The 472-nt window shown below is 52.3% G+C and carries 1 protein-coding gene; it reads right to left on the bottom strand.

Annotation, left to right across the window (positions count from 1 at the left end; all coding sequences use genetic code 11):
- Window positions 1-11: 11 nt before the first annotated feature.
- Complete coding sequence (locus AC1D0P_RS29050) at window positions 12-296, bottom strand: hypothetical protein (RefSeq protein ID WP_477679902.1); 285 nt, start codon at window positions 294-296, stop codon at window positions 12-14.
- Window positions 297-472: the final 176 nt, after the last annotated feature.

Genomic DNA, 472 nt, shown 5'->3' on the forward strand with positions numbered 1-472 from the left:
TTCGAACACCGTCATTCGCTATCCCATTCGTCTCGAAGTTCGCGAATGCGTCTAACAGACTCATCCGGGGATACGTTGGGCAGACCGGAACTGCGAATTTCCTGTAACGCTGCCTCGAATTGCTGAGGCGTAAGCGGCTTGATTTGCTCGATCGGAACAGACCACAAATCGCGGATTTCCACTAAATCGCTTTCCTCTTGTATCTGGAGCGTCACCATCTCGGCACCTTCAAATTCCTTCCGCAAATCCTCGGGCAGGTTCGCAACCGGATAGTGTTCGCGCACGATCTTGTTCATGACATTCAATCCTCAAGGCTTTGTCTTGAAGATAAGCTGGAACCCGTGAAAAAGCGAGTTCTGCTCATCCGAAGGTCTTCCTTGGATCGAAAGCGTCGCGCACTGCTTCGCCGATGAAGATTAGCAGCGAGAGCGTAATGGCGAGCGTGAAAAAGGCGGTGAAGCCGAGCCAGGGT

It is taken from the genome of Polaromonas sp. P1_G2 (assembly GCF_056405515.1).

What these genes read in the sequence shown, in the direction of transcription:
- AC1D0P_RS29050 (WP_477679902.1), bottom strand. Translation starts at nt 296, where the DNA reads ATGAACAAGATCGTGCGCGAACACTATCCGGTTGCGAACCTGCCCGAG.